This is a genomic window from Nonomuraea sp. NPDC050786 (assembly GCF_040654115.1).
Lineage (GTDB): Bacteria > Actinomycetota > Actinomycetes > Streptosporangiales > Streptosporangiaceae > Nonomuraea.
The window spans coordinates 37,433-62,424 of record NZ_JBFAHJ010000004.1 but is presented as its reverse complement, the minus strand read 5'-3'; the positions used below and the strand labels follow the sequence as shown (position 1 = coordinate 62,424).

The window sequence follows — 24,992 nt, the reverse complement described above, 5'->3', positions numbered from 1 at the left end:
TCGACGGAACCGCGCCATGCGAGCAGCGCGCAGGCTCCAGCGCCGTCCCAGCCCACGCCCGGTCGCGAAGCCGGGTAGTTTCCCCGGCGAAACAATGGGTTATGACCGACAGGTGGCTCATGTGGGGCGGTTGCCGGCGGCGGTGGCGCTGGGATCGCTGTTCAACCCCCTGAACTCCTCAATGATCGCCGTGGCCCTGGCCCACATCGAGGCCGAGTTCCACGTCGGCATCGCGGCCGTGACCTGGCTGGCCGCCGGGTTCTACCTGACCGGCATCATGGTCCCGCCCGTGATGGGCACGCTGGCGGACCGGCTGGCGCCGAGGCTGGTGTTCTGTGCCGGACTGGTCACGATGGCCGTCACGGGCGTGCTGGCCGCGCTGGCACCGTCCTTCCCGGCGCTGGTCGTGGTCAGGTTGCTGCAGGCGTTCGGGAGTTGCGCGACGATGCCTGCGGGGATGGCGATCGTGCAGGCGGTGATGCCCGGCGAGGACGGCAGGCCGCCGCCCCGGGTGATCGCCACCATCTCGATGGTGCTCACCGCCAGCGCCGCCGCCGGTCCGGTGCTCGGCGGGTTCCTGGTCTCGTTCTGGGGCTGGCAGGCGATCTTCCTGGTCAACGTCCCGCTCGCGGCGGTCGCGCTGGTCGCGGCCCTGCGCTGGCTGCCCAAGGTACGCGTGGACGGCCGGAGCCAGGCCCTGCTGCCCCGCCTGAGGCCCCAACTGCTGGCTACCTGTGGCCAGTTCGCCCTGGTCAACGTGGTCTTCTACTCGGCGTTCTTCGTGGTGCCGCTCTGGGCGCAGCGCTCGGCGGGAGTGCCCGCGCACATCGCCGGGCTGCTCGTCCTCCCCATGGCCGGGCTGGCGATCGTCATGACCCCGGTCGCGGTGGCGCTGGCCGCCCGGGCGGGGATGCGGACGGTCCTGGTGGCCAGCGCGACGCTGCTGCTCGGCGGCTCCTGCCTGCTGCTCGGAGTGGGGCCCGTCTGGCTGGTGCCGGCGGTGGCGGCGCTGCTCGGGGTCGCGTCGGCGCTCAGCCAGTTCGGGCTCAATTCGCTGGTCTTCGTGCACGCCGACCGCCGGGACACGGGGGTCGCGGTGGGCTTCTTCCAGTCGTCCAGGTACGTCGGCGCCGCGACCGCGTCGACCCTGCTCGGCGTGCTGTTCGACGGGAAGGGCATGACCGGCAGCGGATGGACGATGGCGGCCGTATCGGCCGTCGTGCTGGTGGCCGGGTCGCTCCTGCCGGTCAGGCGGCCGGTTTCGACGGCCAGCGGCGGGGATCGGTCAGGCCCTTGAGCCCCTTGCTCACGTCGTAACCCGCCGCGCCGAGCCGCTCCCTGGACGCCCGCAGCATCTCCCTCGTGGCCGGCATGAACGCGCGGTCGTGCACGGGCTCAGGCAGCGAGTTGAGAGCCAGCCTGAACGCCTTGAGCGCGGCCGTGACGGTCGCGCGAGGCACCTCCGGCAGCGCCCCGTACATCCGCCTGGCCCACTCCGGCAGCGTGTAGTAGCAGAGCGCGCCGAACGGGAAGTAGGCGGGCTTGCCGGCGGACAGCAGCCTCAGCTCGTGCGGCAGCCTCGGCCACATCAGGAAGCGCACGGTCGAGGCCGCCTCCTCGGTGACGCGCAGGCTGGGACGTACGTGCTTGAAATAGGCGTCCATCTCCGCGCACGAACCGGGCACGTCCTCGGGGTGCAGGCCGACGTAGGCGGCGCTCTTGCGCTGCTCGTACAGGTAGCGATCGGCCTGGCGCTCGGTGAGGCCGAGCCCGCCCCGCCTGGCCACCGCCAGGTACGACGACACCTCCGCGCAGTGCACCCACAGCAGCAGCTCGGGGTCGTCCACCCGGTGCGCCCTGCCGGTGCCGGGGTCATGGACGCGCAGCGCCTTGTGGATGCCGCGCACCCGGCGGCCGATCTCGTCGGCCTCCTCCGGGCTGCCGAACGTCACCCGGCCCACGAAGTCCGCCGTGCGGCGCAGCCGCCCGAACGGGTCCTCCTGGAAGTTGGAGTTCTGCCAGACGCCGCGCATGGCCAGCGGGTGCAGCGCCTGCAGCATGAGACCGCGGACGCCGCCCACCCACATCGAACGGTCGAGATGGACCTGCCAGGTCGCGCTCTGCGGCGGCTGGACGACGATGTCTTCGATGTTCGCCATAGTAAGTGGATAATTACAGAATATTGGACTTCGTGTCCAAGTAGTGCTTCTCCGCCGCGTTCCAGAACCGGACCAGCGCCGCCGCGGTCGTCTCCGGCGCCTCGACGTTGGGGGAGTGGACGGCGCCGGGCACGACCATGCACTCGGCCTCGAGCCTGGCCGCCATCTCCGCCTGCATCTCCGGCGGCCACCCGTCGTCGTGCTCGCCGTACAGCACGAGCGTGGGCACCTCGATCTGACGCAGCTCGTCGGTACGGTCGTGCATGCTCAGCACCTGCTGGGCCATGCACGTCAGCCCGGTCGGCGAGTTGGTGAGCAGGCGCTTGCGCAGGAACGCCAGGATCTCGTCCGACACGTCGCCGGCCATCGCCTCGGGCTCGAGCCGCTGGTGCCACACGTGCTCCAGACCGAACTCCCGTACCTCTTCCATGAGCTTCTTGCCGTTGATCGCCCGCCGGCCCTCGATGGCCGCGGGACCCGACCCCATCAGCGTGAACGACGCGAAATGCGTGCGCCCGTCGATCACCGCCTCCCTGGCCACCAGCCCGCCGAACGAGTGGCCCACCAGGTGAACGGGGTCTCCACCGCCGATGATCTGGGCCAGCGCGTCGACGTCGGCGCCGAGCGCGGGGCAGGTGTAGGCGGCCGGATCGTCGGGGCCCGGCGTCTCGTACTGGCCGCGCAGGTCGACGGCCACCACCCTGCGCCCCGACTGGGCCAGGGTCATCAGGACCGCGATGAAGTCCTCCTTGCTGCCCGTCAGGCCGGGGACCAGGAGCGCGGGCCAGCGCTCAATCACACCACTGACCGGTCGCGCGTCCAGGGCGGCGAACGTGCCCTGCGGGGTTTCGATCTTCTGTGGTGTGACGCCAGGAGGCAGATCGAGGAATCGCGGCGTACTCACGTGGGGCAACAATACCCAGAGGTCAGCGGCTCGACACCGTCGAGGGGACTACATGGGTGAAAGGGCGCGCACCCCGCCGGGGTGCGCGCCATCCCATACAGTGCTCAGCCCGTGCGGCGGCGGTTGCCGCCTCCGCCCCGGGACTGGCGGCGCTGCTGCTTGCGCTCGGTGGCGGCGGACGGGGCGATGTCGTCGTCGTCCGTGGCCAGATCGGGTGACTGGAAGATCACCGTGAACGGGTTCGGCGGGACGATCCGCTCCGGCTCCTTGCGCACCGGCGGGGGCGGCGTCGCGAGGAAGGACGGCTCCGGCTCCGGCTCCGGCTTCGCGAGGAAGGACGGCTCCGGCTCCCGCTCCGTGGCGGCCACGGGCTCGGCGGCGGTCCGGGGCTCGGCGACGGTGACGGCGTCGGCCTTGGCGGCGGCACGGCGGGAGCGGGTGCTCTTCACCGGTGCCTCCTCGGTCGCCGCCGGCGCGCCGGCCTCGGGAGCGGCCCCGGGAGCGACATCGGCGCTCCGGCGCGACCTGGTCGCCTTGACCGGCGCCTCAGGGGCGTCGGCGTCGGCGTCGGCGCTCCGGCGCGACCTCGTGGCCTTGACGGGCGCTTCAGGGGCTTCGGCGAGCGCCTGCTCGATGGCGGAGGAGGCAGCCCCCCTCCGCGTACGCGTCCGCTTCGGCTCGGTGGCCGCCTGGATCTCGTCCGTTGAGATGATCGCGGGGGTCTCCTCCGCCTTGGCATCCACGAGCTCGACCTCCGGAGTCTCGACGGCTGCGGTCTCCGCCAGCTCCTTGCCGCCACGGGTGCGGCGGCGCTGGCGCGGCGTGCGGGCAGGGCGCTCCTCGCGCTCGTCGCGGCGACGGCCGCCACGACCGCGGGGCCTGCCGGTCTCTCCGAGGTCCTCGATGCGCTCCGCGGACAGCCCGGCACGCGAGCGGTTCGCGTGCGGCAGGACGCCCTTGGTGCCCTCGGGGATGTTCAGCTCGGAGTAGACGTGGGGCGAGGTGGAGTAGGTCTCCTCGGGCTCGGCGAAGTCGAGCCCGAGCATCTGGTTGATCATCTTCCAGCGGGTCAGCTCCTCCCACTCCACGAACGTGACCGAGATGCCCGTGCGCCCGGCCCGGCCGGTGCGGCCGATGCGGTGCACGTACGTCTTGTCGTCCGTGGGGCAGTCGTAGTTGACCACGTGGGTGACGTCGTCGATGTCGATGCCGCGGGCCGCCACGTCGGTGGCCACCAGCACGTCGATCTTGCCGTTGCGGAACGCGCGCAGGGCCTGCTCGCGCTGGCCCTGGCCGAGGTCGCCGTGGACGGCCGCGACCGCGAAGCCGCGGGTGTCGAGCTGCTCGGCGACCATGTCGCAGGCCCGCTTGGTCTCGCAGAAGACCATGGTGAGCCCGCGGCCCTCGGCCTGCAGCAGTCGCGCGACGATCTCGATCTTGTCCATCCGGTGCGCGCGCCACACGATCTGGCGAACCTGCGGCGTGGTCTCACCCTCGCCGCTCTCGTGCTCGGCGCGCACGTGGGTCGGACGGTTGAGGTACTTGCGCGACAGCGCGACGATCTCGCCCGGCATGGTCGCCGAGAACAGCATCGTCTGCCGCTCCGTGGGGATCAGCTTGAAGATCCGCTCGATGTCGGGAAGAAAGCCCAGGTCGAGCATCCGGTCGGCCTCGTCGAGCACGAGGGTCGTGACCTGGCTCAGGTCGAGGTGCTTCTGCTTGACCAGGTCGAGCAGGCGGCCCGGGGTGCCGACGATGACGTCGACGCCGGCCTTCAGCGCCTCGATCTGCGGCTCGTACGCGCGCCCGCCGTAGACGGTCAGGACCCGGGAGCCGAGCTTGCCCGCGGCCGTGACGAGGTCCTCGCTGACCTGTACGGCCAGCTCGCGGGTGGGCACGACGACGAGCCCGCGGGGCTTCTTGCGGTTCTTGCGCGGCTTGCCGATGCTCTGCAGCATGGCGATGCCGAACGCGTAGGTCTTGCCCGTGCCCGTGCGCGCCTGACCGATCAGGTCCTGGCCGCTCAGGGCGAGCGGGAGAGCCATCTCTTGGATGGGGAACGGTGTGACGATGCCCTCGGTCTCGAGGGCATCGGCGATCTCTGGTGTGACTCCGAGGTCTCGGAAAGTCGTCAGCGTGGCCTGCCTCAGTTCTCAAATGAAGGCGGGCCTGCCGGGACCGACGGGCGGAAAACAGCCCCCGTTGTGTGGGTCCTCGCGGTAGAGCCAGCCCTCTCGCGTCATCAGCGACCGCGCACCCGGAAGTGGGGGTAATCGGGGGAAACCCTCGAATTTACACAGTGCGGTCGCACTTTCACAGAGCAGTGTACTCGATACCACAACGCTGGCCGAGCTTACGTATGTTCCCGCAGATTCCCCGAAGTACGCTGCCTTCTATGAAGGAGTCTCCAGGAGTCGTCGACCTTCTCGGTGTGCTCGCGTACGCGGAGCTCAGCGCCTACGCGCGGATGACGGAGGACGCCGCCACGCTGGCGCCCACGTTGGCCGACCGTGCGGCGCTGAGCGAGCTGGCCGTGACCGAGTACGCCCATTTCCGCCTGCTGCGCGACCGGCTGGCCGAGCTCGGGGCCGATCCCGACGAGGCGATGGCGCCGTTCGTCGGCGCGCTGGACGCCTGGCACGCGCAGACCAGACCGGCCGACTGGCTGCAGGCGCTGGTCAAGACGTACGTGGGGGACGGGATCGCGCTCGACTTCTACCGGGAGGCGGCCAGGCACCTTGATCCGTCGATCGCCGAACTGGTGGACGAGGTGATCGTGGACGAGGGGCGCTCGCAGTTCGCGGTCGAGCGGGTCAGGGCGGGCATCGAGGCCGCGCCCGTGGAGGCCGGCCGGCTGGCGCTGTGGGCCCGTCGGCTCGTCGGCGAGGCGCTCAGCCAGGGGCAGCAGGTGGCTTCGGCCCGGCCCGAGCTGGCGTTGCTGCTGGTGTCGGGCGAGGGCGCCACCGATATTTCCCGACTTTTCGCGACATTGACGGAGGCGCACAACAAGCGCATGGCCGCCATGGGCCTCTGACCGACGCCCGCTCCCGAGGACGGGTCCGCCCATGGGGCGGCGCGGGGCGCGGAACGGTTGTACCGTGCCAGACATGAGGGCCTCGCGCCGCTACGGCAGTTCTTTGACGACGAGATGTAGGCCGAACCGCTGGACCTCGCGCCCGGTGCTGCGGAGGGAGAGCGCACGCTGCCCGACCGCCAAGCCCGGACACGCCGTCCGCCACCCCCGGCCACCCCGCGCCTGCCGCCTCGGCACTTTCCACTGACGTACCCCCGGGCGGGCGGTCGCGGGGGTGACGCCCTTCGTGGCGGCGCAGGGCGGCGGCGCACCGCGCCTCCCTGCCCACGCCTCTCGGCCAGTGCCTTGACGCGGAGGTGTGGTGCGTCCGCGCCGATGGCCGACGGGCCTTCGACGGTGGCCGGTATGCGGGCGGCGGCGCTTCCCGCACAGCCGGCGCAGCACGTCGACAAGGAGAGCGCCCAGGAAAGGGGTACGGCTCGAGAGCCGTACCCCCAGATGAGGAAAGCCTAGAGAGTGCCGCCGAACCCGACGGGCCGCGTCTCGTCCTCGCCGATCTCGACGTATCCGAGTGAGGCCACCGGCACCACGACCCGCCTGCCCTTGACGTCGGTCACGGCGAACACGCCGCGCTCGACCGACAGCGCGCTTCTGATCTCCTCTTCGATCTGCTCGGCGGTGAGGTCGGTCTCGACAACGAGTTCGCGGTGTACGGAGCGTACGCCGATCTTGATTTCCATCGTGGGCTCCTTAGTCGACGGGGTGGCTCACTCCCATCGTGGCGGCTCGCACCCGGGAACGACGCAAATGATCGCGGGCAGCGAACGGGTTATGCCGTACGCGGAAAACCGCTGATGCCGCGCCAGGCCAGCCGCGCCATGAGCTGCTCGGCCGCATCCTTGGGGATCGAGCCGTGCGTGGTCACCCAGTAGCGGGCGCTCACCTCCGCCATGCCGACCAGGCCGATGCCGAGCAGATGCGCCTCGTCGCTGGTGCAGCCGGTGTCCTCCTGGATGACCGCGCTGACCATCTCGGCGCACTCCTGCAGCGAGCGCTCCACGCGCTGCCGCACCGGCGCGACGTTGCGCAGGTCGGACTCGAACACGAGCCGGAACGCCTCGCCCTGCGTGGAGACGAAGTCGAAGAACGCGCTGAACGTGGCCTGCACGCGGAGCTTGTTCTCGTGGGTGGAGGCCAGCGCCTCCCGGCAGCGGTTGACCATGTCGTCGACGTGGAGGTCGAGCAGCGCCAGATAGAGCTCCAGCTTGCCGGGGAAGTGCTGGTAGAGCACCGGCTTGCTGACGCCCGCGCGGTCGGCGATCTCGTCCATGGCGGCCGCGTGATAGCCGTTCTGCACGAACACTTCCTGCGCGGCGCTCAGCAGCTGCCGGCGGCGCGCCAGTCGGGGCAGCCGGGTGCCCCGGGGCTTCGCATCCGGGGTTGCGGTCACACGGGTCTCCATAGGTCTCTCAGCGGGCTGTGCGGACATCCTACGTGCGAGTAGGTCCCCTCTTCCTGGCCTTACTCCACTCCGTGAGGCGGGCTCGGTCGCCCGGATGCCGAGTCAGCCGAGTCGTCGCGGAGCCGTACTCAGCGATATTCGTCGTCGTCGAGGTCCACCACGCGGTGCTGATCGGCCGCGTCGGCGGGATCGACGTCGAGCGGCAGCTCGTAGCGGAGCCTGGCGGCGCTCTGGCGTATCTCGTGGTGCTGGTCGGCGGCGTCGGCCTCGGGTGTCTCGATCGACAGCTCGGCCTCCTCTTCCACGTCGTAGGAGAGCTCGTCCCCGCGTATGTCCATCTCCGACATCTTCTGGTCCCCCTTAAGGTGCGGACGCCACCAGCCTACGCCCGGCTGAAAAGGTCGCCGCGCTTCTCCACTCTGGCGAGTACGTCCGGCGCCGTGAACACCAGCTCCTCGGGCCGTTCGCAGCTCTCGACCTCCTTCCACAGCAGCGGTGTCGAGACGGTCGGCTGCTCCCTGGCCCGCAGCGAGTAAGGCGCCACGGTGGTCTTGGCCGGGTTGTTCTGGCTCCAGTCGATGAACACCTTGCCAGGCCTGGCCGCCTTCGTCATCACGCTGACCACCTGTTTGGGATGCTCTTTCTCCAGCAGCCGGGCCAGCCTCCTGGCGTACGCGGAGGGCTCCTCGCGGCAGTCCCAGTCGGCGTACAGCTGCATGCCCTTGCTCCCGCTGGTCTTCGGCCTGGCGGTGAGCCCCTCGCCCGCCAGCACCTCGCGCAGCATGAGCGCCACCTCGCAGCACTCGACGATGGTCGCGGGGGCGCCGGGGTCGAGGTCGAACACGAGCGTGTCGGGCGGCAGCGCCTCCCCGTCCTCGTCGACGCGCCACTGGGGCACGTGCAGCTCGAGCGCGGCGAGGTTGGCGTAGTAGACCAGCGTGGGCAGGTCGTCCACGACGGCGAAGTCGATGGTCTCGCGGTTCTTGGTGCTGCCGGGGGCGGGCAGGGTGACCTGCCGCACCCAGGAGGGGGTGTGGTCGGGGGCGTTCTTCTCGAAGAAGGACTGGCCGGCGACGCCGTTCGGGTAACGCTTGACGGTGAGGGGCCTGCCCTGGAGGTGGGGGAGGAGCACGGGTGCGATCCGGCTGTAGTAGTCGATGACCTCGGCCTTGGTGAAGCCGTACTCCGGGTAGAGGACCTTGTCCAGGTTGCTCAGCGTCAGCTCGCGCCCGTCGACCCTGACCGGCACCTTCATAGCGTCACCTCCGCGGGGAGCTTGTCGGGCCGCAGCCCGCGCCACACGGGGTGCCGCAGCCGCTGTTCGTCCGTCCACATCGTGTAGGCCACCTCCCCGACCAGCTCCGGCCTAACCCACCGGTTCCGCCACGGGACCTCGTTGCAGAACGGGCTGCGCGCGGTCTCCAGAGGCCGGATCCGCTGGTGGAGATCGTCGAGCAGGGCGTCGGTGAACCCGGTGCCGACGTGCCCCACGTACGTGAGCCCCCGCTCGGTGAACACCCCCATCACGAGCGAGCCGATCCCGTCGGCCCGGCGCCCCTTGCCCGGCTTCCAGCCGCCGATCACCACCTCCCTGGTGAGCAGGTTCTTCACCTTGATCCACCAGGGGGAGCGCGTCCCCGCCCGGTAGGGCGAGTCCAGCCGCTTGGCGACCACCCCCTCGAGCCCCTGCTCGTACGTGGCCGTGAGCAGGTCGGAGTCGCCGGGGAAGTACGGAGGAGCGCCGACGTCCAGCTCGTCGAGCAGTGCCCGCCGGTCCCGGTAGGGGAGGTCGAACAGCGGAGTGCCGTCGAGATAGAGCAGGTCGAACGGCATGTACGTGATGGGGTACAGCTCCAGCATGATCGGCTCGGGATCGGTGAGATGCATCCGGTGCTGCAGCCGCACGAAGCTGGGCCGGCCGCCCTGGTCGAGCGCGACGACCTCGCCGTCGATGATCGCATTCTTGATCCCGAACCCGGAGATCTCCGGATACCGCCGCGTGTACTCCACCCCATGCCTGCCCGTCACCCTCAGCCCACCGTCAAGGTGGACGATGGCGCGGATGCCGTCCCACTTGACCTCCAACCCGTACAGCTCGCGGTCGGGCGGAAGTTCCCCAGGTACGGCCAGCATCGGTTCGACCGGGTATGGCATTGGTTGCCCCATGACGGGTATGTGCCCCATGGCAAACCCATGCGAGCTGAGGAGTGACCATGCGCAGCATCTGGAAGGGTGCGATCTCCTTCGGGCTGGTCACGATCCCCGTCAAGCTCTACTCCGCGACCGAGCAGAAGGACGTGTCGTTCCACCAGGTGCACCGCGATGACGGCGGCCGGATCCGCTACAAGCGCGTGTGCACGGTGGACGGCGAGGAGGTGCCGTACTCCGACATCGCCAAGGGGTACGAGCTGGCGTCGGGCGAGATGGTCGTGCTCACCGACGAGGACTTCGAGGGCCTGCCGCTGACCACGTCACGCCGGATCGACGTCCTCCAGTTCGCCCCCGCCGAACAGATCGACCCGATCTACTTCGCCAAGTCGTACTACCTGGAGCCGGACGCGCAGGGGGCGAAGCCGTACGTGCTGCTGCGCAACGCCCTGGAGAGCTCGGGCCAGGTGGCGGTGGTCAAGGTGGCGCTGCGCCAGCGCGAGTCCCTCGCCACGCTCCGGGTACGGGACGGCGTCTTCGTCCTGGAGACCATGCTCTGGCCCGACGAGATCCGCAAGCCGGACTTCGCCTTCCTGGACGAGGACATCGAGGTACGGCCCCAGGAGCTCAAGATGGCCGAGTCCCTGATCACCACGATGGAGTCGGACTTCGACGCGAGCGAGTACCACGACGCCTACCGTGAGGCGTTGCAGCAGGTGATCGAGGCGAAGGTAGCGGGCCAGGAGGTCATTCCTCCCAGGGAGGAAGAGGAGGCACGCCCGGCGGTGGACCTCATGGCCGCGTTGAGGGCCAGCGTGGAGGCCGCGAAGCGGGAGCGGGAAGCCGGCGCGCCCGCCAAGGCGAAGAAGGCCGCGGGCAAGTCCAAGGACGAGGAGAAGGCCCCCGCCAAGCGCAAGGCCCGCAAATCCGCCTGAGTACCACTGAGGCCTGCTGAAGGGCCTCTCTCAGGGCATGGGCGATGGAACGCGTATGAGGCACGCCCCATGGTGGGTGTCTCAATGTCACGCCGTCTGACTTGATTTCCGCTGCACCGTCCCCGGTGCCTTCCCGCGATGAAGCATGCCCATGTCGACCGCGTACGGCCGTGCGTGCGTCGTGCCCGCGATCCACCAAAAGGGACATATCGGGATAATTCATAACATGTCATGAGATAAATCTTTAATACGAGCAATAACATGGTTATTGCATAGCAAAATGGGGCGATTCCCGTTTGTACCCCTACGTCCTCGGCAATGACATTCACCGGATGGCTCTCAGCAGGCGTCCAAGACGTTTTCCGGTAATCCGGAAGCGTCCAGAACGGGGCAACAGATCCTTTAGGGGGAAAACGCAATGCCCAAGCTCAAGAGTCTTATGGCCGGCCTCGCCATCAGCACGGGTCTTACGGGCGGCCTGCTCGCCCTGGGCGCGACGACGACCTCGGCCAGCGCCGGCACCACCCAGGCCACCTCCGGCGCGCCCGTCCTCATCGGGAACGGCTGCGGCTGGCGGTGCGGTGGCTGGGGCTGGGGTGGCGGCTGGCGTCGTCACCACAACAACAACCGGACGAACGTCTTCGTCCACAACAACAACCAGAACTTCAACATCCGCAGGGACCGCAACAACCACAAGGAATTCGACATTCAGAAGCACTTCTTCAACGACCACGACCACGACGATGACGACGACTGACGTGCTCTGATGTGACCGTGTGCTGACAGCACGGGCAATTCCTGGCGAGGGCTCCACTGGCATCTGCCATGGAGCCCTCGCTGTGTCATGTCCGGGAAGGGGCGGCGGTTATATGTCACGGCCGGTTGCCGCTGAGCCATGTGAATGCCTGGTGTCGGGCAAGAGTAGACAATGTCGGTTTGTTGTGTATTCAGCCGGAAATATGCACGGTACGGATGGTTCGCCTAGCGAGCATCCGGGGGCGTTTCCGATAATCCGTTCGTACAGGATTGGGGAGCGCTCAGAACGGGGCAATCGATCCTTTAGGGGGGAACCGCAATGCCCAAAACGTTCAAGAATGTTATGGCCGGCCTCGCCATCAGCACGGCACTGACCGGCGGCGTGGTCGCCGTGGGCGCCTCGACGACCGCGGCCAACGCCAGCACCGGCACGCAGATCAGCGCCGGGACGCCCGTCCTCACCGGAGTCACCCGCTGCGGCCGCTGGCGTCGCTGCGGCTGGGGACGCGGCGGCGGCGGCTGGGGCTGGCGGCGCCAGCGTCCCCAAACGATCCGGATCCTCATCCACAACAACAACCAGAACTGGAACGTCAACCGGCACAGGTTCGACGACCAGCGCTTCCGCAGCTTCCGCAACTTCCGCGACCGGTTCTTCGACGACGATGACGACTGAGGTCTCGGGCTGAGCCCGTGGCGCATTTCCCTGCGCCAGTCAGGAGTCCGCTGACGCGTTGAACTCCGCTCACACCGGCGAGTGCCCGTATTCGCTCCACAAGCGAATACGGGCACTTCCTTTGTGCCCAGCGTCCTTCAAGATGTGGGGGGCCGGGGCGTCGCCGTGTCACGCAGCTCGTGGGAGACCGAGCCTGTAGCGCCCGGCGACAGTGGATGGCGCGACTCCGGCGACTCGCCCCACTGGGCCGTCGCAGCCGCCGATGCCGGCGGAGCGCCGACCCGGGTGCGTCTGCCCGCTGCTGACGGCGTTCACCACAGCAAGCGGCCGGTGCCGGCGGACGGTGACGCGCTGCCGCGCCCATGACGCCTGGCGAGCCGTAGGCCGTCACGCGCCACATGCTGCCGTCGTCGCTCTAGGGGTCTCGGATGCGTACCGGCCCACGCGCTCCGCCTCACGGCCTGGGGTGCGCGGCACGTCCGTCCTCGCCGGAGGGGGAGACAAGTCGAGTGCCCCTGTTCGCTGCTGGAGCGAACAGGGGCACTTGTCGGTGCGAGCGGAGTCCATCGCGTCGGTGGACTCCTCAGTGGTGCAGGGAAGCGCGCCACAGGCTCAGGCTGAGGCGTCGGCTTTCAGAAGTCCTCGGCGTTGCCGCCGTTGCCGCCGCCACCGCCGCCACCGCCGTTGCCGCCGTTGCCGCCGGAGCAGTTGGCGTTCCCGTTGCAGTTGTCGCCGCCGTTGCCGCCGTTGCCGCCGTTGCCGCCGCCACCGCCGCCACCGCCGTTGCCGCCGATGACGTTCTCACCGTCCTCGCCGTCCTCGCCGTCCTTGCCCTTCTTGCCGTGCTCCTCGTCCTTGAAGTCCCACTCGTCGTGGTCGTTCTCGAACTCACGGAACCTCTTGTTGTCGTGCTTGAGGTTGAAGTTGTGGTTCCTGTTGAAGATCTGGATGTCGATGCGGTCGTTGCGGTGGTGCTTGCGCCACCAGCCGCCCCAGCCCCAGCACGAACGCCAGCCGCAGCCGTGTCCCCCGATGAGGACGGGGGCGCCGGCGCTGACCTGGGTGCCGGCGTTGGCCGCGGGCGTCGCGCTTGCGGCGAACAGACCGCCGGACATGGCCGTACCGATGGCGAGGCTCGCCATAACACTTCTGAGCTTGGGCATTGCGTTTTCCTCCTAAAGGATCGATTGCCCCGTTCTCGTCATTTCCCGAGACGGCAGAGCCTGGATGTCGGGAAGCAACTCGGAATGGCCGCTGAGTAAACCATTCGTATCCTTTTTGTTTCCGGTCGGATGGCCAGGAAACGAAATATTCAGTCCTGCCCGACGACAGGCGTTTCCATGGTTCGGAGGAAAATGCCATCGGATGGCCGCCATCCCCCCGAATCGCAGATGGGCGAGAAACGGAACGAGGCCAAGTGAGGGCTCCTTCGGGCCGATACCGACGGAGCCCTCACCAGGATTGTCGTGAAGACGAGGAGAATGAATCTCAGGCCGAACCGCGAAGGAAGCGCGGACCGCTCCCGAGAGCCCGCCATTCACCGGCCGAATCCACTTCACGTGAACCGTGGCCACCCGTGAAGACGGGCACTCATCCCTGCACTGTCAGCGCACGGACAATTGCCGCGCGTCAGTCCTCGTCGTGGTTCTTGTGCTTCTTGAACTTGACTTCGCGGTGGTCGTTCTCGAACTCCCGCCGCTTGTCCCTCTTGTGGTCGAAGTTGAAGTTCTGGTTGTCGTTGAAGACGGTGACGCAGACGTGCCGACGGTTGGACTTCCAGCCGCCACCGCCGCCGCCCCGGCCGCAACGACGGCCACCGAAGAAGCCGTTGTTGCCGTTGTTGAAGCCGTTGTTGGCGAAGAAGGGCAGGAACTCCGCGAAGTTGTTGTCGTCGTCGTCGTCATCGTCGTCGTTGTCGAAGAAGATGTGGTCGTCGTCGTCGTCGCCGCTGAGGATGGTGCCGGTGAACGCGTCGGCGGAAGTGGCGCCGAGGCCGACAACGCCGCCGGTCAGCAGCGTACTGAAGGCGAGGCCCGCCATAACACTCTTGAGGTTGGGCATTTCTTTTTCCCCCTAAAGGATCTTGCCCCGTTCTCGACGTTTTCGGAATACCTGAGACAGGTTCCTGGACGGCTGCTGAAGAGTCATCCGCCGAAAGTCATTTCCTGGGCGGTGGGCAGGCAAACAGGAATCACCCTATTTTGCTATGCATTAACACTCTTATTGCTCGCATTAGACATCTATCCAATGAAATGGCTCGATATGTCCGATTGTTCCGCTATGGAAACGTAGATGACACGACCGTCGCGCCGACCGGGCATTTTGTGGTAGGCCGTTCCGGCGTCGCCGCCCGTGATGTCCCTCGCTTGCGCTGTCGCTCCCAGGCGCGGAAAACCGCGAACATATGCATTGCCTTGACGCAGGGTCCGCCTTGCTCGCGCCGGTGGTGGTGGCGTTTCGCATCTCGCCATGGTTGTGAGGGCAGGCATGCTGACGCGCACCGGTGTCACCGGCTGGATGCGTTATTGCGCCACGGCGGCCATCATTGGCCGGGAAGGCGCTGCGCCTTCCCGGAGGATGTCTTCCGCGTTTCGCGATGCCCGGCGATGCCGCTTGCTTCGACTCGCCCGCCGTAAACGGTGAGTGCCCGTGCTGTCACGCTGAGTACCGCTTGGTTGTCATGTTTTCCGGCCTTGACTGCCACAAACGGCGGACTGCAGCTTTTGCCTCACTCTTGGTCTGGCATGAGATCCATTAAACATTTATGAAACTAAATAGGTCGATATGTCCGCATTGGCGGGGGGCGGCGTCTCGTGGCGTGACGTCCCCGAGCGGGCTGTCTGCGCCGGATGTCCGGAAGATGGCTGAGAGGGCAGCTCTGTACGGAACCCAGACCCCACCAAGACCCGATGGTTATCGTTGAACGAACGAGAAGAGACGTACGCGCGACGACAAGGGGGACACATGACGGCGGAACCGGTCCCGCACTGGCCGGGACGCATGATCGGCTCGGTCTACGTCCGATCGACGGGCGAGGGCCCCCGGGAGCAGGCCGTCTTCGTGCACGGTCTGGCCGGTTCGGCCACCAACTGGACCGACCTCATGGACGAGCTCAAGGACACCGTCACCGGTCACGCCATCGACCTGCCGGGCGCGGGGTTCTCGCCCGCCCCCTCCGACGGCGACTACACCGTCGCAGGCCACGCCAGAGCCGTGGCCGGGCTGATGGAGCAGACCGGCCCGGCCCACCTGTTCGGCAATTCGCTCGGCGGCGCGATCGCCGTCAGGGTCGCCGCCACCCGCCCCGACCTCGTCCGCTCGCTCACGCTGGTCTCCCCGGCCCTGCCCGACCTGCTCCCCAGGTACGGCCCCGTCCGCGTGGCCGCCGCCGCGATCCCCGTGCTGGGCGAATGGGTGGCGAGCAGGCTCTCCCTGGTCCCCGCCGAGCAGCGCATCAACGCCTCCATGTCGATGGTCTGGGCCAACACCGGCAGCGTCCATCCCGTACGCCTGCGCGACGCGATCGACGAGCTCCGCCGGCGCGACGACCTCCCGTACGCCGGCGAGGCCATGATCGGCTCGGCCAGGGGCATCGTGGCCGAGTATTTCCGCCGTGGCGAGGAGAACCTGTGGCGCCAGGCGGCCAAGGTCAAGGCCCCGACCCTGATCGTGCACGGCAGGCACGACCGCCTCGTCCGGCCCGCGATGGCCGCGAAGGCGTACCGTACGTTCCCGCAGGTCCGGCTCGTGCTGCTGCCGACGGCGGGTCACGTGGCGATGATGGAGATGCCGCAGGTCGTGGCGGCGGAAGCACGCCGTCTGATCGGTGAGACTCGATTGGGGAATGCCCCACTCGCCAGCTAGGTTTCAAGGTGAGATAGGACCCCCTGGAACGGGAGCGTAGAACGTGTCGTTGCCACCGCTGGTCGAGCCGGCCGCAGAGCTGACCGTCGACGAAGTGCGCCGCTATTCGCGCCACCTGATCATCCCCGATGTGGGCATGGCGGGGCAGAAGCGGCTGAAGAACGCCAAGGTGCTGTGTGTGGGCGCCGGGGGCCTGGGCTCGCCCGCGCTGATGTACCTCGCGGCGGCGGGCGTCGGCACCCTCGGCATCATCGACTTCGACGTGGTCGATGAGTCCAACCTGCAGCGCCAGATCATCCACGGTCAGTCCGACGTGGGCAGGCTGAAGGCCGAGAGCGCCGCGGCGTCGGTCCGCGAGATCAACCCGCTGGTCAACGTCGTCATCCACAACACGGCGCTGAGCACAGAGAACGTCATGGAGATCTTCTCCGGCTACGACCTCATCGTCGACGGCACCGACAACTTCGCCACGCGCTACATGGTGAACGACGCCGCGGTGCTGCTCGGCAAGCCGTACGTCTGGGGCTCGATCTACCGCTTCGACGGGCAGGCCAGCGTGTTCTGGGCCGAGCACGGGCCCTGCTACCGCTGCCTCTACCCGGAGCCCCCGCCTCCCGGCATGGTGCCGTCGTGCGCCGAGGGCGGCGTGCTCGGCGTGCTGTGCGCGTCGATCGGCTCCATCCAGGTCAACGAGGCCATCAAGCTGCTCACCGGCATCGGCGACCCGCTGGTGGGGCGGCTGATGATCTACGACGCCCTGGAGATGAAGTACCGCGACGTCAAGGTCCGCAAGGACCCCGAGTGCGTCCTGTGCGGCAAGAACCCCACGGTCACCCAGTTGCTTGACGACTACGAGGCGTTCTGCGGCGCGATCTCCGACGAGGCCGCCGAGGCCGCCACCGGCTCCACGATCACCGCACTGGAGCTCAAGGAGATGCAGGACCGCGGCGACAACATCTTCCTCGTCGACGTCCGCGAGCCCAACGAGTACGAGATCGTCTCCATCCCCGGCGCCACGCTGATCCCCAAGGGTGAGTTCCTCAACGGCTCGGCCCTGGAGAAGCTGCCGCAGGACAAGCGCATCGTGCTCCACTGCAAGTCCGGGGCGCGCTCGGCCGAGGCGCTCGCCGTGGTCAAGAACGCCGGGTTCTCCGACGCCGTCCACGTCGGCGGCGGCGTGCTGAGCTGGATCAAGACGATAGACCCGAGCCTGCCCACCTACTGACGGGTTTCTGGGGATGTTCCCGGGGCGCTCCCATTGGCGCCCCTATTAAGGTCGATGGGGTGAACTCCGCTCGGCCCTGGCCCACTCTCGTGGTGGCCTCCGCGCTGACCCTGGTCTGCGCGGTGGCCGCCGGGGTGGCGGGCGGCGCGGCCGTCACGGAGCTCACCCGCGGCCCCACTCCGGCGGAGCTTCAGGCGGCGGCCAGGCACGAGGTCGCCGAGCGCTGGCGCACCTGGCCCAGCGGACGTATCTTCCCGGCCACACTGCCGTACTCCGCCGAGCAGGGCGGGCAGGAACGCGCGAGCAGGATCGGCATCTCGCCTCAGACCTCCTGTGACCCCGTCGACGCCAAGGCGGTCAAGGCGCTGCGCAGGGCAGGCTGCCGGGGCCTGCTCCGGGCCACCTACATCGACGCGCTGCGCGGTGTGCTGGTCACGATCGGCGTGGTGGCCATGCGTGACGAGCCGGGCGCCGTACGCGCCAGGGCCGCCTTCTCCGACAGCGGCAAACCCGTGCCGGGCCTCTATCCGCTGGCCTTCAGCGGCACGGTGGCCGACCGGTTCACTCCCGGCGTGCGGCAGGCCGGTTCGGTACGGCAGGCCGGCCCGTACCTGGTGCTGACCACGGCGGGCCAGGTGGACGGGCGGCCGGCGAACGCGGCGGACGAGCAGCGGCCCGCCATCTTCGCGTTCGCCACCGAGATCGCCGAGCACGTGCTGACCGACCTGAGCACGCCCAAGACGCCCGACTGCGCGGCCGAGGAGTGGCGGTGCTGAGCCCGGGCAGTACGCGGACCATGCTGACGAGGGGCGCGGCGGTCGCGGCGGCCGGGATGCTGCTCTGCACGGCCGCGCCCGCGCAGGCGGACGACGTGCGCGGCGGGCAGCGGCCGGTCATCAGGACGCTGGAGCTGACCCACGCGTGGCGCACCAGCAAGGGCCGCGGCGTGACGGTGGCGGTGCTCGACTCCGGCGTCGATCCGCGCCATCGCGACCTGGTCGGCTCGGTGCGGGTGGGCAAGGACTTCACCGCGGGCGCGAACCCTCCGGGGGTGGCCCCGCTCCGCCTGCACGGCACGTACATGGCCTCGCTGATCGCCGGGCACGGTCACGGTCCCGGGGGAAATCTGGGGATCATCGGCGTCGCGCCCGAAGCGGACGTACTGTCAGTAAGGGTCATCCTCGAGGACGAGGAGCCGGGTTTCCGCGAGTTCAACACCGCGGAGCGGTTCGAGAACGTGGTGGCCCGGGGCATTCGCTACGCCGTGGACGAGGGGGCAGACGTGATCAACATGTCGATCTCCAAGGAGCTGGCGACCGAGGAGGAGCGGGCGGCCATCCGCTACGCCATCTCCAAGGGGGTCGTGCTCGTGGCCGCCGCGGGCAACGACGGCGACAGGAAGGTCGACACGGACTACGCCCCCTACTCCTATCCGGCCGCGTTCCCCGGCGTCGTCTCGGTGGGGGCGACGGACCGGCGAATGCGCCGGGCCACGTTCTCCAACTGGAACTCCTCCGTGCTGGTCGCCGCGCCGGGCGTGGACATCATGGGCGCCGGGCCCAACGACGAGTACTGGGTCGGGCGGGGCACCTCGCAGGCGACCGCGTTGGTCTCCGGAGTCGCCGCCCTCATTAAGGCGAAATATCCGGATATGTCGCCGCCGCTGGTCGCCCGCGCCCTCACCGCCGGCGCCAACGACCGGCCGCCGGGAGGGTACGACATCGCCACCGGCTTCGGCGTCGTGAACGCGGCCAGGGCCCTGTCGGAGGCCGGCAAGCTGGCCGGCTACACCGAGACCGCCGCGGGCCCCCAGGCACAAGACCCCGCCAAGCCGCCGGCCGGTGGCCGGGCGGCCCCCATCAAGGTCATCGCCAGGGACGAGAGGCGCGTCGCGATCCACGCGGCCATCGCCGCCGCGGCCACCGTCGGCGCGCTGACGTCACTGGCAGTCATATTCATCCTGGTCAGGCGCGTCCGCAGGGCACACAGCTCGCAAGGTGCATGATCCGCCCATCAAGGGGGACGAAATAGACATGCAGCTGGGAAGAGGTGGTGGTGAAGGCTCGTAGGTCGACGTCAGGGCTTCCCCGCGCCGGGGGAGAGGCCACGCAGGGACACGCGAACCCGCTCGGCACCCCCGCCGGCCGGCGCTCGCGCGTCCGTGCCTGGCCGGCGGCGAACTCCCGTACGCGCGCGGCCGTCAGGCAGCGCGCGGACCTGGACGCGCTCCAGCAGGGCGTCCGGTACAGGCGGATGTTCGTGACCCTGCTCAGCGTCATCGTGGTCGTGTCGTCCGTGGTCGTGCTGCTCGGCACGATCGGCCTGTTCGCCGAGACGCGTTCGCGCCCGCTGACCCCCACGGAGCAGAGCCGGTACCAGCAGGAGGAGATCGCCAGGCGCTGGCAGGCGTGGCCGGCGACGGGGGTCTTCCCCGAAGAGGTGAAGTACCTGGGGCTCGACCGCGCCCAGCAGTACGCCAGGCGCGTCGGCATCGCCCCCGAGACCGAGTGCGGCAAGGGTGTGGACGCCTCCGTCGCCGGGGTGCTGCAGAGCCACGGCTGCCTCACGATGCTGCGGGCGACGTACATCGACCAGACGGCCTCTTTCGTGATCACCGTCGGGGTCGCCGTGCTGAAGGACGAGGAGTCCAGGGTCTCGGCCACCGAGGAGCTCACCCAGGACGACCGCGTGGGCGTGCTGCCCGTCGCCTTCCCCGGCACGATCACCGAGCGCTTCGGCCCCGACCAGCGTCAACGCACCGGCTGGGTGGGCGCGGGGCCGTACATCGTCTTCTCGACGGCGGGTTACGCCGACGGGCGGACCAGGGCCGCGATCCCGCCCGAGGAGATCCTGCACAGCGAGCTCTGGCCGGCCGCCAAGTCCGTCGGGAACCAGATCGCCTACTTCCTCGCGGACCCGCCCAAGGTGCCGCCCTGCACCCAGGGGAACGTGTGCTAGCCGGCGTGCGCGCGCTCACCGCCGCGCTGCTCGTGCTGGCCGGGCCGTCCGCCGCGCCCGTGCGGGACCAGCAGCAGTGGGTGCTCGACGCGCTCAACGTCGAGCAGGCGTGGACCGTCACCAAGGGCGAGGGCGTCACGGTCGCCGTCGTGGACAGCGGCGTGGACGCCCAGGTCAAGGAGTTGAAGGGCCGCGTGAGCGCGGGCCCCGACATGACCTCGGGCGCCGTGAGCCGCCAGCTGCCGCCGGGCAGGCACGGCACCGCCATGGCCGGCCTGATCGCGGCCTCGGGCGAGGACGACGGGCTGATCGGCGTCGCGCCCAAGGCGCACATCCTGTCGCTCCCCATGCTCACGGACGACGACCCCCAAGTGGGCGTCCCACCGGTGCAGGACGAGGAGCAGGTCATGGAGAGCCCGCTCGCCCGCGCGCTGCGCTACGCGGCCAACCACGGCGCCAAGGTCGTCAGCATGTCCATCGGCTCCTACGGCCCGCTCAGGTCCGAGCGCGAGGCCGTCTCGTACGCGCTCGGCAAGGGCGTCGTCCTGGTCGCCGCCGTGGGCAACGACGGCCTGACCGAGTACGCCAGGCAGAACAGCACCTCCTACTGGAGCTTCCCGGCCGGCTACCCGGGGGTCATCGGCGTGGCGGCCACCGACAAACAGGGCAAGCGGGCCGCGTTCAGCAGCGACAACCTCTCCGTGCTGGTCGCCGCGCCCGGCGTGGGCGTGCCCGTGGTCAAGCGCAAGAGCGGTTACGAGCTGTCGGAGGGCACGAGCTCGGCCGCAGCGCTCGTGGCGGGCGTGGCCGCCCTCATCAAGGCGAAATATCCTGATCTGGCGCCCGAGCAGGTCGCCCAGGCGCTGGCGTCGAGCGCGCGGGGCAGGCCCGCCGCGGGGTACGACGACCAGACCGGGTACGGGGTCGTGGACGCGGCCGCCGCGCTCAACGCCGCCGAGCGGCTCACCGGCGAGCAGCGCAGTGTCGTGGCGGGCAAGGAGCACTTCGGGCAGGGCGAGGACTCGCCCGTGCCCACGCGGCCGGGGCCCGACCCGCTGCGGCTGTGGCTGTACGGGGGAGGGGTGCTGGTCGCGCTGGTCATGTTCTGCGGCGCGATCATCGTGCTCAATCAGCGCAGGGAGTGAACCTTTACGATCCGCGCGAACAGTAAAGTTCCGCTATGGTCCCCCGTCATGGGATACGAGCTGCGGGTGGTGCGCGAGTCGCCACTCGCCTTCGCGGAGCTTGCGAAGGCCATCGCGCCGGCCGGTTTCGAGCTGCGCGGATCTGACGAGATCGTGGCCGCACACCGGGGCGGCACGCAGGCGGTGGCGAGCTGGCGGGGCCAGCTGGTCGGCGAGCCGGGCTCCGACTGGCACGTCGCACAGCTGCTCCGGCTGTCGGCCGCGCTGGGCGCCCGGCTCGTGGGCGAGGACGGCGAGGTCTACGCGCTGCGCGACGGCGTCATCGAGGTGCTGACGGGCGGGAGCGCGATGGAGATCGGCAAGTTCGACGAGATCATCGACGCGGGTCCCGCGGCATGGACCCCCTGAACCCGTTCGCCGAGCGGGTGCTCGAGCTCGTCGAGCGCATCCCGCCCGGCAAGGTCATGGCGTACGGCGACATCGCCGAATATCTCGGCGAGGGTGGCCCCCGGCAGGTCGGCAAGGTGATGTCCACGTGGGGCGGCGGCGTGCCGTGGTGGCGCGTCGTGCACGCCGACGGCACCGGCGCGGCCCCTGACCACGTGCAACGCTGCCTGACGCACTGGCGCGAGGAGGGCACCCCGTTGCGGGGCGAGCGGGTGGACATGCGCCGGGCACGCTGGGACGGGCGTTCAGCGGATTTTCAGTAAGGGGTCTGACCTGCTGTTTTGCCGAACCGGCGAATCCATGACATGTGACTCCCATTACCATGGGCAGAACACTGATGGCGGCCCGAAAGGCGGTGCCTCCCTATGGCCACCGGCGTCACAGCCCAGAGCCAGGGCGGCGACTCCCTCGCCGACCGCCTCAAGGCTGTCCAGGATCTCTGCGACCGTGGAGAGCCTCTCGAAGCGGTCATGCGAGCGGTCGGCCCCGGCGGTCGCGACGCCGCGTTCGACACCGAGGTCCTGAGCGGCCCGCTCGGGGCGCGCATGGACCTCGCGGTCAAGCGTGGTGCCGCGCGGCGGCGTGAGATGCTCGATCTCGTCCGGCCCTACCTGGCGGCCGTCGACGCGCGCGTCAAGCGGGACCTGCCGGTCGCGCGGCGCGTCATCGTCCACCTGATCGAGCACCGGCCCGACGAGGAGCTCGTCGAGGGTGAGACGCTCGTCAAGGTCGTGACCGCGGCGGCCGAGCCGTCCAAGCGCATCCGCAAGGGGCTGAGCTGGTACGCCGACCTGCCCTTCCGCGACGAGCTCCCGGCCGGCCTCTACCGTCTGCGGCGGGCCGACCTCGTGCCGGTGACCCACATCGACGACATCGTCTGGGTCGACGGCAGGCTGCGCGTCACCGGGTTCGCCTATCTGGCGGGGCTCTCCGTCCGCAGCCGCAGGTTCAACCGGGCGAGCGTGGTCCTGCGCGGGCCGCGCTGGCTGCCGCCCATTCGCATGCGCACGCGCCGCGTGCTCGCGCCCGAGGCCACGCACGGCGCGCGCGAGCCCGGCTGCAACTACGACTGGTCCGGGTTCAGCGCCGAGCTGAGCCCGTGGCCGCTGCGCTGGCGCGGCGCCGTGCGCAGCGTGGTGTCCGCCGTGCGGCGGCGGATGCGCCACCGGCCGTCGGTGCCCGACGCCACGACGTGGCGGGCCGAGATCGTGTTCTGGAGCCGGGGCGCGCGGGCCACGGGCCTGCTGCGCGGCTCCTCCATCGGCCGGCCGGAGCGCCCGGCCGGGCTCAAGGTCAAGCCGGGCTGGTGGATCAGGCCGGTGTGGACGTCCGACCGGGCGCTGCAGATCGTGCTCCAGCCCAACAGGGCCGAGCTGACAGGCGTGTCCGTCGAGGGCGAGCACCTCGAGCTGAAGATCTTCCTGCCCGGGCGCACGGTGACCAAGGGGCACGCCCGGCTGGGCGGCCACCGCATCGCCGCCGACTTCACGCCCGCGGGCGACGGCACGCAGGTCGTGGTGGGCTTCGCCGTGCCGGCGCTGCTGCAGGAGAAGGACGGGCGGCGGCTCTGGGTCGAGCCCAAGGGCGATCCCGCGGCGTCCGTCATGCTCGGCGACCTGGTGGAGACCCGCACGCCGGTGGGCGACCGCGAGATCACCGTGCTCGGCGACCGCCGTGACCGCGTGGTCGTCTCGGCGCACCGCATCCGCCCGGTGATCACCTCCGCGGTCTGGGAGGGCTCCGCGCTCGTCCTGCGCGGCAGCTATCCCGACGCTCCCGGCCCCCGCACACTGACGCTGCGGCACCGGTCCGGGCTGTGCTACTGGCTGCCGATGGAGCGCTCCGGCGAGGAGTTCTCCGTACGCGTCGAGCCGTCGGCCATGGACCGCTTCGGCGAGTCCGTGCCGCTCGCCTCCGGCACCTGGAACATGTCGATCCGCCACCCGTCGGGTGAGATCGTGCCGTTGCGCATGGACCACGCGGCCCTGCCGGGGCTGGACGAGGATCCGCGCACGCTCGACGGGCGCACCTACCGGATGATCTCCACCCGCTTCGACGTGCCGGTCGTGACGGTCGAGGAGGCACGGCCCGCCGACGAGCGGGGCGTGGCGGGCACCCACGTGCTGCGCCGCGTCTTCTACCCGGCCCAGCGCACCGAGCCGCTGACGGACGCGACCGTCTACGTCGTCAACGACGGGCGGCTCTACGCCGACAGCGTCCGCGCGATCTACGAGGAGCGGCTGCGCCGGGGCGACGACCGCGAGCACATCTGGATCGTCAAGGACGGCGCCTTCGTGCCGCCCGGCGGCGCGACCGTCGTCCGCGCGGGCAGCCGCGAGCACCACGCCGCGCTCGCCAGGTCCCGTCACATCGTGACCAACTCGTTCCTGCCGGCCTGGTTCCGGGCGCGGGAGGACCAGGTGGTGCTGCAGACCTGGCACGGCACCCCGGCCAAGCGCATCGGCAACGACCTGCCCCACATGGCCCGCGACCCCAGGCCGCCGATCTGGCACCGGCAGGCGGCGGAGGTGCGCGGCTGGGACCTGCTGCTGTCGCAGTCGCCGTGGGCGACGCCGGTCCTGCGCAAGGCCTTCGGCTACAAGGGCGAGGTCCTGGAGAGCGGGCTGCCGCGCAACGACGTGCTCCACTCTCCCGACAGGGAGGAGCTGGCGGCCGCCGTGCGGCGGCGGCTGGGGCTCGTGGAGGGCAAGCGGGTCGTCCTGTACGCGCCCACGTGGCGGGATTACGACCGCAAGAACGCCATGGTCAAGCTCGACCTGGCCAAGGCGCGTGAGGCGCTGGGCGCCGACCACGAGATCCTGGTGCGGGCGCACCCGATGCAGGCGATGCCCGCCGTCCCCGATATCGCCCACGACGTCACCACTTATCCCGACATCGCGGACTTGTTGCTGGTGGCCGACGTGCTGGTGACGGACTACTCGTCGGTGATGTTCGACTTCGTGTGCACGGGCCGGCCGATCGTGTTCTACGGCTACGACCTGGCGAAATACTCCTCCAAGCGGGGCCTCTACCTGGATCTGGCGGAGCTGGCGCCGGGGCCGGTGCTGTCGACGTCGGCCGAGGTGGTCGAGGCGCTGCGCTCCATCGACTCCGTCGCCGCCGCTCACCGGGACCGCTACGAGTCCTTCCGGGCGACGTTCGCTCCCCGCGACGACGGCAAGGCCACCGCACGCGTCGTCGACCACCTCTTCTCCTGACCATCCCGTACGGCTCCGCACGGCGGGCCGCACGCGCCGACGCCAGTGGCCGTCCGTCATGGCC

The 24,992-nt window shown here is 69.6% G+C and carries 24 protein-coding genes; 14 read left to right on the top strand and 10 right to left on the bottom strand.

Features of this window, described 5'->3' with window-relative positions; translation table 11 throughout:
• The first annotated feature begins 121 nt into the window (after positions 1-121).
• Complete coding sequence (locus tag AB0H84_RS10235) at positions 122-1,297, top strand: MFS transporter (protein ID WP_357601141.1); 1,176 nt, start codon at positions 122-124, stop codon at positions 1,295-1,297.
• Here the strand turns inward: AB0H84_RS10235 and AB0H84_RS10230 are convergent.
• The 3 genes from AB0H84_RS10230 to AB0H84_RS10220 all read right to left on the bottom strand — a co-directional run bounded on the left by AB0H84_RS10230 (position 1,248) and on the right by AB0H84_RS10220 (position 5,108).
• The gene (locus AB0H84_RS10230; protein ID WP_357601138.1) at positions 1,248-2,159 is read right to left on the bottom strand and encodes an oxygenase MpaB family protein; all 912 of its coding nucleotides are present in this window, start codon (positions 2,157-2,159) and stop codon (positions 1,248-1,250) included. The two genes, AB0H84_RS10235 and AB0H84_RS10230, sit on opposite strands and share 50 nt — an antisense overlap.
• A gap of 13 nt (positions 2,160-2,172) precedes the next feature.
• Positions 2,173-3,063, bottom strand: a complete 891-nt coding sequence (locus tag AB0H84_RS10225) for an alpha/beta hydrolase (RefSeq protein WP_357601135.1) — start codon at positions 3,061-3,063, stop codon at positions 2,173-2,175.
• A 104-nt stretch (positions 3,064-3,167) separates the two neighbouring features.
• Positions 3,168-5,108: a DEAD/DEAH box helicase gene (locus AB0H84_RS10220; protein WP_357601132.1), complete on the bottom strand. Its 1,941-nt coding sequence runs from the start codon at positions 5,106-5,108 to the stop codon at positions 3,168-3,170.
• A gap of 350 nt (positions 5,109-5,458) precedes the next feature.
• Here AB0H84_RS10220 and AB0H84_RS10215 point away from each other — a divergent pair, with 350 nt between their 5' ends.
• Positions 5,459-6,097 (top strand): ferritin-like fold-containing protein, encoded by a 639-nt coding sequence (locus AB0H84_RS10215; protein WP_357601129.1) that lies wholly within the window; start codon positions 5,459-5,461, stop codon positions 6,095-6,097.
• Between the two features lie 509 nt (positions 6,098-6,606).
• Here the strand turns inward: AB0H84_RS10215 and AB0H84_RS10210 are convergent.
• The 5 genes from AB0H84_RS10210 to ligD (AB0H84_RS10190) form a co-directional block, all read right to left on the bottom strand.
• Positions 6,607-6,837 carry a DUF3107 domain-containing protein gene (locus AB0H84_RS10210; RefSeq protein WP_357601126.1) on the bottom strand — a complete coding sequence of 77 codons (231 nt, stop codon included), beginning with the start codon at positions 6,835-6,837 and terminating at the stop codon, positions 6,607-6,609.
• 89 nt (positions 6,838-6,926) lie between these two features.
• Positions 6,927-7,547 carry a TetR/AcrR family transcriptional regulator gene (locus AB0H84_RS10205; protein ID WP_357601123.1) on the bottom strand — a complete coding sequence of 207 codons (621 nt, stop codon included), beginning with the start codon at positions 7,545-7,547 and terminating at the stop codon, positions 6,927-6,929.
• Positions 7,548-7,687: 140 nt separating this feature from the next.
• Entirely contained in the window at positions 7,688-7,897 is a 210-nt protein-coding gene (locus AB0H84_RS10200; protein ID WP_357601120.1) for a hypothetical protein, read from the bottom strand.
• Between the two features lie 44 nt (positions 7,898-7,941).
• Positions 7,942-8,814: a non-homologous end-joining DNA ligase gene (gene ligD, locus AB0H84_RS10195; RefSeq protein WP_357601117.1), complete on the bottom strand. Its 873-nt coding sequence runs from the start codon at positions 8,812-8,814 to the stop codon at positions 7,942-7,944.
• Positions 8,811-9,713, bottom strand: coding sequence for a non-homologous end-joining DNA ligase (ligD, locus tag AB0H84_RS10190; RefSeq protein WP_357601114.1), 903 nt, complete (start codon positions 9,711-9,713; stop codon positions 8,811-8,813). Before ligD (AB0H84_RS10190) ends, ligD (AB0H84_RS10195) begins: the two co-directional genes overlap by 4 nt.
• A 59-nt stretch (positions 9,714-9,772) precedes the next feature.
• Here ligD (AB0H84_RS10190) and AB0H84_RS10185 point away from each other — a divergent pair, with 59 nt between their 5' ends.
• From AB0H84_RS10185 to AB0H84_RS10175, 3 genes are all read left to right on the top strand, one after another.
• Positions 9,773-10,642 (top strand): Ku protein, encoded by an 870-nt coding sequence (locus tag AB0H84_RS10185; protein ID WP_357601111.1) that lies wholly within the window; start codon positions 9,773-9,775, stop codon positions 10,640-10,642.
• Positions 10,643-11,060: 418 nt separating this feature from the next.
• Positions 11,061-11,399, top strand: a complete 339-nt coding sequence (locus tag AB0H84_RS10180; RefSeq protein WP_357601108.1) for a hypothetical protein — start codon at positions 11,061-11,063, stop codon at positions 11,397-11,399.
• Between the two features lie 318 nt (positions 11,400-11,717).
• Entirely contained in the window at positions 11,718-12,071 is a 354-nt protein-coding gene (locus AB0H84_RS10175; protein ID WP_357601105.1) for a hypothetical protein, read from the top strand.
• 632 nt (positions 12,072-12,703) lie between these two features.
• Here AB0H84_RS10175 and AB0H84_RS10170 read toward each other — a convergent pair.
• Positions 12,704-13,234, bottom strand: a complete 531-nt coding sequence (locus AB0H84_RS10170) for a hypothetical protein (protein WP_357601102.1) — start codon at positions 13,232-13,234, stop codon at positions 12,704-12,706.
• Positions 13,235-13,700: 466 nt separating this feature from the next.
• On the bottom strand, positions 13,701-14,132 hold the full coding sequence (locus tag AB0H84_RS10165; RefSeq protein WP_357601099.1) for a hypothetical protein: 432 nt from the start codon (positions 14,130-14,132) through the stop codon (positions 13,701-13,703).
• Between the two features lie 903 nt (positions 14,133-15,035).
• Here AB0H84_RS10165 and AB0H84_RS10160 point away from each other — a divergent pair.
• The 9 genes from AB0H84_RS10160 (at position 15,036) to AB0H84_RS10120 (ending at position 24,928) form a co-directional block, all read left to right on the top strand.
• Positions 15,036-15,935 carry an alpha/beta hydrolase gene (locus AB0H84_RS10160; RefSeq protein ID WP_357601096.1) on the top strand — a complete coding sequence of 300 codons (900 nt, stop codon included), beginning with the start codon at positions 15,036-15,038 and terminating at the stop codon, positions 15,933-15,935.
• A gap of 43 nt (positions 15,936-15,978) precedes the next feature.
• Positions 15,979-17,160: an adenylyltransferase/sulfurtransferase MoeZ gene (gene moeZ, locus AB0H84_RS10155; RefSeq protein ID WP_357601093.1), complete on the top strand. Its 1,182-nt coding sequence runs from the start codon at positions 15,979-15,981 to the stop codon at positions 17,158-17,160.
• Positions 17,161-17,219: 59 nt separating this feature from the next.
• Positions 17,220-17,936, top strand: coding sequence for a hypothetical protein (locus AB0H84_RS10150; RefSeq protein ID WP_357601090.1), 717 nt, complete (start codon positions 17,220-17,222; stop codon positions 17,934-17,936).
• Positions 17,930-19,165 (top strand): S8 family serine peptidase, encoded by a 1,236-nt coding sequence (locus AB0H84_RS10145; RefSeq protein WP_357601087.1) that lies wholly within the window; start codon positions 17,930-17,932, stop codon positions 19,163-19,165. Before AB0H84_RS10150 ends, AB0H84_RS10145 begins: the two co-directional genes overlap by 7 nt.
• A gap of 50 nt (positions 19,166-19,215) precedes the next feature.
• Entirely contained in the window at positions 19,216-20,118 is a 903-nt protein-coding gene (locus AB0H84_RS10140; RefSeq protein ID WP_357601084.1) for a hypothetical protein, read from the top strand.
• A 5-nt stretch (positions 20,119-20,123) separates the two neighbouring features.
• A complete protein-coding gene (locus AB0H84_RS10135) occupies positions 20,124-21,263 on the top strand; it encodes a S8 family serine peptidase (protein WP_357601081.1) in 1,140 nt (379 codons plus the stop codon).
• A 48-nt stretch (positions 21,264-21,311) separates the two neighbouring features.
• Positions 21,312-21,671: a hypothetical protein gene (locus tag AB0H84_RS10130; RefSeq protein ID WP_357601078.1), complete on the top strand. Its 360-nt coding sequence runs from the start codon at positions 21,312-21,314 to the stop codon at positions 21,669-21,671.
• Entirely contained in the window at positions 21,659-21,973 is a 315-nt protein-coding gene (locus AB0H84_RS10125) for an MGMT family protein (protein ID WP_357601075.1), read from the top strand. Before AB0H84_RS10130 ends, AB0H84_RS10125 begins: the two co-directional genes overlap by 13 nt.
• A gap of 102 nt (positions 21,974-22,075) precedes the next feature.
• Positions 22,076-24,928 (top strand): CDP-glycerol glycerophosphotransferase family protein, encoded by a 2,853-nt coding sequence (locus tag AB0H84_RS10120; protein WP_357601072.1) that lies wholly within the window; start codon positions 22,076-22,078, stop codon positions 24,926-24,928.
• The last annotated feature ends 64 nt before the right edge of the window (positions 24,929-24,992 follow it).

Excerpts from the sequence above, each read along its gene's own strand:
- AB0H84_RS10160 (WP_357601096.1), top strand. The coding sequence starts at position 15,036 with ATGACGGCGGAACCGGTCCCGCACTGGCCGGGACGCATGATCGGCTCG.
- AB0H84_RS10220 (WP_357601132.1), bottom strand. The coding sequence starts at position 5,108 with ATGGCTCTCCCGCTCGCCCTGAGCGGCCAGGACCTGATCGGTCAGGCG.
- AB0H84_RS10170 (WP_357601102.1), bottom strand. The coding sequence starts at position 13,234 with ATGCCCAAGCTCAGAAGTGTTATGGCGAGCCTCGCCATCGGTACGGCC.
- AB0H84_RS10120 (WP_357601072.1), top strand. The coding sequence starts at position 22,076 with ATGGCCACCGGCGTCACAGCCCAGAGCCAGGGCGGCGACTCCCTCGCC.
- AB0H84_RS10175 (WP_357601105.1), top strand. The coding sequence starts at position 11,718 with ATGCCCAAAACGTTCAAGAATGTTATGGCCGGCCTCGCCATCAGCACG.
- AB0H84_RS10165 (WP_357601099.1), bottom strand. The coding sequence starts at position 14,132 with ATGCCCAACCTCAAGAGTGTTATGGCGGGCCTCGCCTTCAGTACGCTG.
- AB0H84_RS10230 (WP_357601138.1), bottom strand. The coding sequence starts at position 2,159 with ATGGCGAACATCGAAGACATCGTCGTCCAGCCGCCGCAGAGCGCGACC.
- AB0H84_RS10180 (WP_357601108.1), top strand. The coding sequence starts at position 11,061 with ATGCCCAAGCTCAAGAGTCTTATGGCCGGCCTCGCCATCAGCACGGGT.
- AB0H84_RS10200 (WP_357601120.1), bottom strand. The coding sequence starts at position 7,897 with ATGGACATACGCGGGGACGAGCTCTCCTACGACGTGGAAGAGGAGGCC.
- AB0H84_RS10210 (WP_357601126.1), bottom strand. The coding sequence starts at position 6,837 with ATGGAAATCAAGATCGGCGTACGCTCCGTACACCGCGAACTCGTTGTC.
- AB0H84_RS10185 (WP_357601111.1), top strand. The coding sequence starts at position 9,773 with ATGCGCAGCATCTGGAAGGGTGCGATCTCCTTCGGGCTGGTCACGATC.
- AB0H84_RS10125 (WP_357601075.1), top strand. The coding sequence starts at position 21,659 with ATGGACCCCCTGAACCCGTTCGCCGAGCGGGTGCTCGAGCTCGTCGAG.
- AB0H84_RS10215 (WP_357601129.1), top strand. The coding sequence starts at position 5,459 with ATGAAGGAGTCTCCAGGAGTCGTCGACCTTCTCGGTGTGCTCGCGTAC.
- ligD (WP_357601114.1), bottom strand. The coding sequence starts at position 9,713 with ATGCCATACCCGGTCGAACCGATGCTGGCCGTACCTGGGGAACTTCCG.
- AB0H84_RS10130 (WP_357601078.1), top strand. The coding sequence starts at position 21,312 with ATGGGATACGAGCTGCGGGTGGTGCGCGAGTCGCCACTCGCCTTCGCG.
- ligD (WP_357601117.1), bottom strand. The coding sequence starts at position 8,814 with ATGAAGGTGCCGGTCAGGGTCGACGGGCGCGAGCTGACGCTGAGCAAC.